The following is a 9359-nucleotide window of genomic DNA, read 5'->3' on the forward strand; positions in this document are numbered from 1 at the left end:
GGTCATCAGGTAGATCGCGTCGAAGCTGTTGACGATGTAGATCGCCCCGAGCAGCGCCGCCAGCTGCAAGTAACGGCTCAGCTGGGGCAGGGTGATCGAGACGAAGATGCGCCACTTGCCCGCGCCGTCCACGGCCGCGGCCTCCAGGACCTCTTTGGACTGCCCCTGCAGCCCGGCCAGGATCAGCAGCATCATGAACGGTGTCCACTGCCAGACGATCTGCGTCATCACGGACGCCAGCGGGTACTGCGACAACCAGTCCACTTCGGTGCCCAACACGAAGTTGAGCAGGCCGTAGGTGGGGTCGAACATGGTCGTCTTCCACAGCAGAGCCCCGGCCGCCGGAAGGATCAGGAAGGGCGTGATCAGCAGTGTGCGCACCACGCCGCGACCGAGGAACTTGCGGTCCAGCAGCAGGGCGAGCCCCAACCCGAGCAGCATCGCGACGAACACGCACACCACGGTCAGCACCACCGTGTTGAGCATCGCGGTGCGGAACTGGCTGTCGGTGAACACGTACGCGTAGTTGCGGAACCCGACGAAGTGCCGGGAACCCGGGCGGACCAAGTTCCAGGACTGGAACGAGTAGAACACGGTGAGCAGGAACGGGATCTGCGTCACCACGATGGTGAACACCAGCGCGGGGAGCAGCGGTGCGCGGCGCAGCCACGCCGAACGGGACCACTTGCCCGCCTTCCGCGGCTTCCGGACTTCCTGCGGTTCTTCTTGCTGGTCTGGTGCGGTTGCGGTGGTGGTCATCGCGTCTCCCGGTAGGACTCACCGACCGATTCGGCGTACTGCTGCGACTGCTGCAGGGCCTCGTCGACGCTGATCTTGCCGGCGATGGCGGCCGACAACTGCTGGCTGACCCGCGTCCCGAGGTCTTGGAATTCGGGGATGCCGACGAACTGGATTCCCGGGTACGGCACCGGGTGCAGCATGGTGTTGCGCTGTTGAGCTCGGTCGATGCTGTCCAAAGTGACCTGGGCGTATTCGCGTGCGGCCCGACGGTATTCCGGGATCTCGTAGGTGGACAGCCGGCAGCCCGGCGGAACCCGGTTCCAGCCGAACTCCGTCCCCACCTGCTGCACGAATTCCTTGCTGGTCATCCAGCGCATGAACCGCCACGCGGCGTCCTTGTCCTCGGTGCCCTTCGGCATGGCCAGCGCCCACGTGTACAGCCATCCGCTGGCCGGGGTGCGCACCACCGGGGCCGGCACGTACCCGGACTTGCCGACGACCTTGCTGCTGGCGGGGTCCTCGTTGGTGCCGGCCATGACCGTGGCGTCGTACCACATCGCGGCCTGCCCCTGCGCGTAGCGGGTTCCGCATTCGGAGAAGCCCGCGCTGGAGGCCCCGGTTTCCCCGTGCTCGCGCACGAGGTTGACGTAGAACTCCGCGGCGGCGCGGAATTCAGGTGAGGTCAGCTGGGCGTTCCAGTCCTCGTCGAACCACCGGGCGCCGAAGGTGTTGGCCACGGTGGTGAACGGGGCGAGCGACTCGCCCCAGCCCGGTTTGCCGCGCAAGCAGATGCCCGCGATGCCCTGTTCCTCGTCGTCCAGCTTCGCGGCGAACTCGGCGATCTGCTGCCACGTCGGGTGCTCCGGCATGGTCAAACCGGCCTGCTCGAACAGGTCCTTGCGGTACGCGAGGAAGGACGACTCCCCGTAGAAGGGCACCGCGTACATCGATCCCTCGTAGGACAACGATTCCCGGATGCTGGGGATGAAGTCGTCGGCGTCGTAGGCGGGATCGAAGTACGGCTGCAAGTTCTCCAGCCAGCCGTTGGCGGCCCACTGCTTGGTTTCGTAATTGCTGATCATCACCACGTCGAACTCGCCGCCCTGGGTGGCGGTGGACGCGGTGATCTTCGCCCGGGCCTGGTTCTCCGGGAGCTGCACGAACTTCAGCCGTATTCCTGGGTTGGCCCGCTCGAACTCGCCGGCCAGCCGCACCGCGTCCTCCATCTGCGGGTTGGACACGATGGCCACGACCAGCGTTCGCCCCGAGGTGCCGATCGCGCCGGCACCAGCGCAGCCGGTCAACCCCACGAGCAGGAAAGCCAGAAGCAGTGCCAGTCGTCTAGGCATCGCTCATCCCCGGGATCACTTGCACCTTCAGCCCCGTGCCAGCGCGCATCAGTTCCAGCGCCTCCGGGAACTTCTCCAGCGGCAACGCGTCGGTGATGATCGCTTCGGTGTCGATCGCTCCGGAGGCCACCAGGTCCAGCGCGGCACCGAAGCTGTGCAGCACCGCCATGGACCCCACGATCTTGATCTCGTCGTTGTAGATGCGGAACGGGGAGAGCGATACCCGGGCCTCGGCCGGTGCCACCCCGAAGATCAGCAACCGCCCACCTCGGCGCAGCGAGTCGAAGGCCGCTTCGATCGCCGGGGCAGCACCGGTGCAGTCCACCGCGGCGTCGAAGCGCTGGTCGAGCTCGGCGGCATCGGTGGCGACCGCGGCCGCGCCGAGCTGCTCGGCCCGCGGGAGTCGGGAGGCGTTGCGGTCCACGACCGAAACCTGGGCGCCGCCGCGCTGCAGCAGCTGCTGCATGAGCAGCCCCATGGTGCCCGCCCCCATGACCAGGAACCGCTCGCCGGGCTCGACCCCGATCTGCCGGACACCGTGCACCGCGCAGGAAACCGGTTCGACCAGCGCACCCTGCTGCCAGGTCATGGAATCGGGCATGCGGTAGCAGTTGGCCGCCGGGACGGCGACGTACTCGGCGAACGCGCCGTCGACGGTGTCCCCGGTGGCGCCCCAATTGGCGCAGAGGTTGCCGTGCCCGGACCGGCATGGGGTGCAGTAGCCGCAGAACAGCGAGGGGTCCACCGCGACCCGGTCGCCGACCCGCCAGTCGCCCGGTGCTTCCGGTCCGATCTCGACGACTTCGCCGGCGAATTCGTGCCCGGGCACGATCGGGTAGGGCGTGGGCGGGAAGTGCCCGTCGGCGATGTGCACGTCTGTGCCGCAAATGCCGCAGGCGCCCACCTTGATCAGCAGTTGGTGGTTGCCGGGTTTGGGATCGGGGACGTCGGCGACCCGGATCGATCCGGGCTGGTCAACAACTGCGGCGCGCATCAAACTGTTCCCTTCGCTGCTCGTTTGAGCACTATTGCGTCGATGCCCGACAGGAGGCTGGCGAGCATTTAAGAACTTGTGCATACGTGACGTCAACATTTCCGCAGAATTTCCCGGTTAGACTGCTCATATGAGCGAAACCGGGTGGAATCTCCGGATGGCTGACAGCATGACCGCGGCTTCCGTCGCGCACCGCTTCTACATCCAGGGGAAGACCAAGTCGCAGATCGCCGAGGAGTCCGGGCTCAGCCGGTTCAAGGTGGCACGAATCCTCGAAGCGGTGCGGAAAACCGGCCTGGTGCGGGTCGAGTTCGAGCTTCCGCTCCCGGTGGACCTGGAGCTGTCCGAAGCGGTCCGCGCAGCGTACGGATTACGCCGGGCATTGGTGCTCAACCGAGCGGAATCATGCGGAGACCGTCCGGAGTTGCGCCGGCGCATCGGTGCGCTCGCAGCCCGCTTCCTGGCCGAGTTCGTCTCCCCGTCCGATGTGATCGGCCTGGCCTGGGCGCGGTCGGTGAACGCCATGGCCGACTTCCTGCCGCGGCTGCCGCGCTGCCCGGTCGTCCAGCTCTGCGGTGTCCAAGCGGGGATGGACATGCGGGACCGTTCGGTGGAAACGGTGAGCCGGGTCGCGCAGGCCAGCGGCGGGCAGGCGTACCCGATCTACGGGCCGCTCGTGCTGCCCGACCGCCGGACCACCGAGATCTTGCGGCAGCAGCCCGGGATCGCCGAAACCTTCGAGCGGTTCCGCGACCTCACCAAGGCGGTGGTGAGCATCGGGGCCTGGGAGGAAGGCGAGTCGACCGTCCACGACGCCCTGCGGCCGCGCGAGCGCGAACTGCTCCGCCAGCAGGGGGCGGCCGCGGAAATCGCCGCTCGGCTGTTCGACGCCGACGGCAACGAACTGGAAACCGAACTGGAGCACCGGGTGCTGGCGATCGCGCACGACCAGCTGCGCGCTGTGGACGAAGTCATCGCGCTCGGTTACACCGAGCCGAAGGCCGGGGCGATCGACGCGGTGCTGCGCTCCGGGGTGGTCACGACCCTGGTCACCGACGCCCACACCGCCGACCTGGTGTTGGAGCGCGCGGCGGAACGGCCGCTGGGGTGACGCCCGCCGAAGCGGGGGGGGCTGAGCTCGCTCGGGGTGTTCGTGCGCGGTCCGCCGCTTCGGAGGGGGCGCCACGGGGCGGGCCGCTGTCGATTCGTCGGGGTGGCAGCCGCTCCGAAATCAGGACGGCTTCTCGGTGGTTCGGCGGGGGGCCGAGTGGCCGGGTGCCGGCGGGTGAAGCGGATCTTCGCAACCGGCTGTGCCCAGCGTCACGATTGCCGTTCAGCGGCTCTCCGCAACGGGTGCTCGCCGAGTCGATCTCGATCGGAACGATCTCCGCGGCGCGCTGTCGATCTTCGGTCGGACCCGGCCGCGGGGCCTTCCATGAGCCTTTCACCTGGAAAAACGCGCGTGACTTCGGTGGTGCGACCGGTGCGGCGGCGGTTCGCGTCGGATTTTTCCGCTTCGTCGGACAGGTTTCGACCACTCAACGATTTTGGTTACTCATCGGAGTCAGTCGCCTAAAGGTGACTACCCCCGATCAGGTAGTTCATTGAACCAGCGGTGACCCTTAGTTACATTGAGACCTGTCCATAACGATCCAGTCACGGAAGTCTCGGCTGGAGACCACCGCATCCCCCGGCGGTGGACTGGATTTGCCCCCGACATGGAAAGGCTCACGTGAACAAGCATCACAAGGCGGACGGTCCCACCCCGAAGACCGCGCTCCGCGAACTCGTTCACAAGTTCCGTTCGACCCCGGACAACCAGCAGAGCCGTCGAATCCCCGGCAAGGTCCTCTCGGCGGTCATCGTCGGCGGCACGGCCGTGGCGATCGGCCACCCGCTGATGACCGGCGCGGGCGCGGAGCAGGAGCCCGCCGCGGCGTCGGCCCAGGTCCAGGCCGTCAACCAGGCGGCAGTCCCGGCCCCTGCCGCGGCTCCGATCGAGGTGCAGGCCCCTGCCGAGGCGCCGGCTCCGCAGCCGGCTCCGGCCCCGGCCCCGCAGGCGACCCCGCCGCACCCCGTCACCAAGTCCCTGGACGTCGACTACCAGGCGCAGAAGACGGGCTACTGGTGCGGCCCCGCGGCGGCCCGCATCGCCCTGTCCAGCAGCACCGACCAGCTGCCGAGCCAGAGCGAAATGGCCTCCGTCCTGGGCACCACCCAGAACGGCACTGACCACATCAGCCAGGTCGTCGACGGGCTCAACGAGCAGCTGGCCGGCACCGGCGTCCACTACGAGACCAAGGAGTGGGGCGGCCGTCCGGTGACCCAGGAGATGACCGACGAGCTGTGGCAGGACACCGTCCGCAACGTCAACGACGGCAAGGCGATGGTGGCCAACATCGTCGCGAAGCCGGGCAACCAGCCCCCCGGCTACCCGTCCAGCAAGACGATCTACCACTACGTGACGATCGTCGGCTACAACGAGGCGGACAAGACCGTGCACATCGCCGACCCGGCCCAGTTCGGCGGGTACGAGGACTACTGGCTGCCCCTGGACCAGCTCGCCTCGCTGATCCAGCTCAAGGGCTACACCGCCTGATCGGCACGTCCGCGTTGAAGTGAAGGCCCGCCTCCCCGGCGGGCCTTCACTTTTCGCGCGGGGCGCGCTGTTCCGGGCTGCGGACGAAAACCGGTGCCCGTCCCCTCGGTTCTCGGCGGATTGGCCCAGGTCCAGAACCTCCCGCAACTGGCTCCGGTTCTGTGGCGGACACCACGGGTTCCTGGTGGCTCCCGGAGGAGGGGGTCGACGATTACGTTGTCCTCGTCAACACCGCGACCGCGCCAGCGCCGCTTCAGGAGGCCCCGTTGAGCACGAGCACGCCTGCTCCGGACAGCTACTACGAACCCATCGACGAGCACCGGTACAAGCCCACCACCCACGTCGGCGGCGCTTGGAACACCGAGGAGCAGCACTTCAGCCCGCTCGGCGGCCTCATCGTCCACGCCATCGACCGCCACCGGGCGACCCAGCCGGACAACGGCCTGGTCCTGTCCCGGATCAGCTACGACATCCTGGGGCGCCTGGCTCTCGACGAGTGCGAGATCCAGGTGGAGACCATCCGGCCGGGGCGCACCATCGAACTGGTCGAAGCCGTCGTGCGCATCGCCGACCGCTCCGTGGTGCGGGCCCGGGCCTGGTTCCTCAGCACCCCCGACACCACCGCTGTTGCCGGTGGGCCTGCTGATCGGCTTCCCGCGCCCGAAGAACTCGCCCCCTGGGCGTTGAGCTCGACGTGGCCCGGCGGGTACATCGCGTCCCTGGACTTCCGCGCCGTGACGCAGCCGAAGCCGGGCCGGGCCACGGCCTGGGTCACCAGCTCCCTCGACCTCGTCGCCGGGCAAACCGCCAGCCCCCTGGCCACCTACCTCTCCCGCGTCGACACCGCCAACGGCATCGCGGTGCGCCAGTCGCCCACCGAGTGGATGTTCCCCAACGTCGACCTCACCGTCCACCTGCACCGCCAACCCGAAGGCGACTGGACCGGATTGGACACCACGGTCACCTTCGGACCCACCGGCCAAGGGGTCACCAGCACCGTGCTGCACGACATCGCCGGCCCCGTCGGGCACGCGCAGCAGATCCTCACCGTCCGACCCATGCCGAAGGACGGCTGAACACCGCCCAGAACCGGGGGAACGCTTGCGCCGCAACGCCTTCCGCGCCGCGGCCTCACTCCTCCTGGCGCAGGCTCGAGTGCAGAACCCCGGTGCGCTTGGGCGCGGCCAACAGCATCGACGTCTCGATCATGTCGACGTGCTCGGCCCACGTCCCCGACGTGGTGAACTGGTGCAACGTCATCACATCCGGCACCGCGACGTGCACGAGGAGCTGGTACTCACCGGTCGTGGCCGCGGCGTAGCGCACGTAGTGGGACTGGATCAGCGCTTCACCGATCTCGCCCACGAAACGCGGGTGGGCTTTCAACCACAGCAGCGCCTCGACCGGTAGCCCCAGCAGCGCGGGCTCGACGACGGCCCGCAAGTAGAGGCGCCCCTGCCGGCGCAACGAGTCGATGCGGCGGCGCACGGTGGCCTCGGACATGCCGGACAACGCGGCCAGCTCTTCGTTGGTGCGCCTGCCGTCCTCGCTGAGCAGCTGCACCAGCAGCCGCTCCTCGCGGCTGAGCGGATTCGCCGCGAGCGCTGGTTGCGGTGTGATGGCGGGGAAGTCGGAGAGCGCCTCCGCCTCCTCCGGGGTGAGCAGACCGGGCTGCCACTGGTGCACCGCGCGGAAGTAGCGCACCACGGGGTCGGTGGAACTGCTGACCAAACCCGGGATGCCCGGCAGCTCGTCCAGCGCCAACGCGGCGAGCCGGTTCGGCGGGCAGTTGATCTCCGCGGCGCAATCGGCCGGCCCGGTGATCAGATAGCTGAACGTGGCGTCCTGGCGGCGGGCGATGGCGGCCCCCGCCACTCGCTGCGCGCCCGGCGTGCAGCGCAAGCGGACGATCACCATTTCCCCGCGGGGAGCGAACCCGCTCACCACGACCGCGCCGGTGGCCAGCAGGCGGGCGCCGCGGCGCGCGACCGTGCGCTCAGGAGCCCCGATCACCTCGGCGATGCGGCGCCAGGGAGCCCGCCCGTCCACCTGCAGAGCGGCCACAACCCGCTGGTCCAATTCGTCCAAACCGGCAACCGGCTGCTTCATGCGCCACATTGTTGGCTGTTTCCGTCACTTTTTCAATCAATCTTGTCTGCTATCGCCAGTCGAGCTCAAGCTGTCTCACCAACCGCATCCGCACTCCGAACCACGGGAGGCCCACGTGTCCGTGTCCACCAGCGGCACCACAGCGCCCTCGCAGCCGAGCACGCCGTGGCAGAAAGTGGTCTTCGGTGCGGGCGTGGGCAACGCACTGGAGTGGTACGACTGGAGCGTTTACGCGATCTTCGCCCCGTTCTTCGCCAACCAGTTCTTCAACCCGGCCGACCCGGTGTCGGCGATGCTGGCCACCCTCGGAGTCTTCGCCGCGGGATTCGTGATGCGCCCCCTCGGCGGGATCTTCTTCGGCTGGTTCGCCGACCGCACCGGACGGCAACGCGCGATGGTGCTGTCGATGGCCATCACCGCCCTGGGCAGCTTGCTCATCGCCGTGGCCCCCACCTACGGCAGTGCCGGCCTGCTGGCCTCCGCACTGCTGCTGTTCGCCCGGTTGGCCCAAGGGTTCGGCATCGGCGGCGAAATCGGCGCCTCGCACACCTTCCTCGCCGAATCCGCCCCCGCGCACCGGCGCGGCCTGTGGTCGTCCAGCATGTACGTCTCGGTCACGGTGGGAGTGCTGGGCGCGACGCTGCAAGCAGCCGCCCTGGAAAGCGCGCTCACCCCTGCGCAGATGACCGGGTGGGGCTGGCGCATCCCGTTCGTGATCGGCGCACTGCTCGGGATCTACGCGTTCTACCTGCGCAGCGGACTGCGGGAAACCAGTGCGTTCACGAGAGGAGCCGCCCAGCGGCAACCGGTGCGGCGAAGCATGTGGGAGAACCGCGCCGCGGTGCTGCGCGTCGTCGGGCTCACCGCGGGCGGCACCGTCCTGTACTACACGTGGGCCATCGGCGCCCCCAGCCACGCGATCACCGTCAAGAACATCGACCCGACCGCAGCGCTGTGGGCGAGCGTGGCGGCCAACATCGTGTTCATCGCAGCCCTACCGGCATGGGGAGCGCTGTCCGACCGCTGGGGGCGCAAACCCAACCTGATCATCTTCAGCGTCGGATTGGCGGTGCTGGGCTTTCCACTGGACCGGTTGGTCCAGGACTCCGCCTGGCAGTTGGCCCTCGCCTCGTCGATCGCCCTGGTGCTGTTGGCCGCCGTCTGCTCGATCCTCCCCGCCGTTTTCGCGGAGATGTTCCCGACCCGGGTGCGCGCCCTGGGCATGGCACTGCCGTACTCCCTGGCCGTGGCCGCCACCGGTGGCACCGCCCCCTACCTGAACACCTACCTGGCCAGCATCGGACTGTCCTCAGTGTTCACCGGCTACTGCATCGCACTGCTGGCGATCGGACTCTTGGTGGCCGCGCTGATGCCGGAAACCAGGGGAAAGGACTTGGCATAGCACTGCGCGCCCGCTCCAGCGGACAGGACACGGAGGTTGTTGGTGACGTCGAAGGACGAACTCAAAGCACGGGTGTGCGCGGAAATCGACCGGCAGGCGGAGCGGATCACCGCGCTCAGCGACGAGATCATGCGCCACCCCGAGACCGGGTTCCGCGAACGCGGA

8 protein-coding genes are annotated in these 9359 nt (G+C 68.3%); 4 read left to right on the forward strand and 4 right to left on the reverse strand.

Annotation, left to right across the window (positions count from 1 at the left end):
* The 3 genes from SREC43747_RS0118200 to SREC43747_RS0118210 all read right to left on the reverse strand — a co-directional run.
* Nucleotides 1-759: carbohydrate ABC transporter permease (locus SREC43747_RS0118200; RefSeq protein ID WP_037332545.1), on the reverse strand; the 759-nt coding region annotated here is incomplete at its 3' end.
* Nucleotides 756-2090, reverse strand: coding sequence for an ABC transporter substrate-binding protein (locus SREC43747_RS0118205; protein WP_029722811.1), 1335 nt, complete (start codon nt 2088-2090; stop codon nt 756-758). The genes SREC43747_RS0118205 and SREC43747_RS0118200, both read right to left, overlap by 4 nt.
* Nucleotides 2083-3084 (reverse strand): zinc-dependent alcohol dehydrogenase family protein, encoded by a 1002-nt coding sequence (locus SREC43747_RS0118210; protein WP_029722812.1) that lies wholly within the window; start codon nt 3082-3084, stop codon nt 2083-2085. Before SREC43747_RS0118210 ends, SREC43747_RS0118205 begins: the two co-directional genes overlap by 8 nt.
* A 130-nt stretch (nt 3085-3214) precedes the next feature.
* Between SREC43747_RS0118210 and SREC43747_RS0118215 the strand changes: the two genes are divergently transcribed.
* The 3 genes from SREC43747_RS0118215 to SREC43747_RS0118225 all read left to right on the forward strand — a co-directional run bounded on the left by SREC43747_RS0118215 (nt 3215) and on the right by SREC43747_RS0118225 (nt 6759).
* A complete protein-coding gene (locus SREC43747_RS0118215; protein ID WP_029722814.1) occupies nt 3215-4195 on the forward strand; it encodes a sugar-binding transcriptional regulator in 981 nt (326 codons plus the stop codon).
* Nucleotides 4196-4816: 621 nt separating this feature from the next.
* Entirely contained in the window at nt 4817-5683 is an 867-nt protein-coding gene (locus tag SREC43747_RS0118220) for a C39 family peptidase (protein ID WP_236623265.1), read from the forward strand.
* Nucleotides 5684-5949: 266 nt separating this feature from the next.
* Nucleotides 5950-6759: a thioesterase family protein gene (locus tag SREC43747_RS0118225; RefSeq protein ID WP_029722816.1), complete on the forward strand. Its 810-nt coding sequence runs from the start codon at nt 5950-5952 to the stop codon at nt 6757-6759.
* A 55-nt stretch (nt 6760-6814) separates the two neighbouring features.
* Here SREC43747_RS0118225 and SREC43747_RS0118230 read toward each other — a convergent pair whose 3' ends face one another.
* Nucleotides 6815-7792 carry an Lrp/AsnC family transcriptional regulator gene (locus SREC43747_RS0118230; RefSeq protein ID WP_029722817.1) on the reverse strand — a complete coding sequence of 326 codons (978 nt, stop codon included), beginning with the start codon at nt 7790-7792 and terminating at the stop codon, nt 6815-6817.
* 115 nt (nt 7793-7907) lie between these two features.
* On the opposite strand from SREC43747_RS0118230, the gene SREC43747_RS0118235 reads away from it, so the two are divergent.
* Nucleotides 7908-9194 carry an MFS transporter gene (locus SREC43747_RS0118235; RefSeq protein WP_236623266.1) on the forward strand — a complete coding sequence of 429 codons (1287 nt, stop codon included), beginning with the start codon at nt 7908-7910 and terminating at the stop codon, nt 9192-9194.
* Nucleotides 9195-9359 lie beyond the last annotated feature (165 nt).

The sequence above is a fragment of the Saccharopolyspora rectivirgula DSM 43747 genome (assembly GCF_000497205.1).
GTDB classification, from domain to species: Bacteria; Actinomycetota; Actinomycetes; order Mycobacteriales; family Pseudonocardiaceae; genus Saccharopolyspora; species Saccharopolyspora rectivirgula.